The organism is Pseudoalteromonas sp. S3178, assembly GCF_005886985.1.
GTDB classification, from domain to species: domain Bacteria; phylum Pseudomonadota; class Gammaproteobacteria; order Enterobacterales; family Alteromonadaceae; genus Pseudoalteromonas; species Pseudoalteromonas carrageenovora.
On record NZ_PNCW01000208.1, the window covers coordinates 1 to 330 of the forward strand.

1 protein-coding gene is annotated in these 330 nt (G+C 47.0%); it reads right to left on the reverse strand.

What is annotated here, in order from left to right; genetic code table 11:
- Positions 1 to 23: 23 nt before the first annotated feature.
- On the reverse strand, positions 24 to 330 hold a 307-nt coding region (locus CWC11_RS20655; RefSeq protein ID WP_138684166.1), incomplete at its 5' end, for a DUF4136 domain-containing protein.

Here is a 330-nt window from a genome sequence, read left to right on the forward strand (position 1 = left end):
CCAAGGCTTGATCCGGTTTTCGCTTAGTGTTGTGGCTGTGGTGGGAAGTTAGCCAGCAACTCCGAAATGGTTTTGTTAATTGACGCTGTTCTTTGGTCTGGTGATTGGTTGCTACGTAAGCGACCTTCTTTTGCTCCGCGCCAAACTAGCTGGTTAGACGCTTTGTCTATCATATCGAGTACAAGCGTGCCTACTTCATATTCACGTGTTGTGGTCTGTGTTTGCCAACCAATACCCCAGTAGTTCCAACGCGCACCATACGTGGTGTGAAGCGAGTCAGATTCAATTTTTGTATCAACTGAAGCGTGATAGTTAACCAGTAAGTCAGCC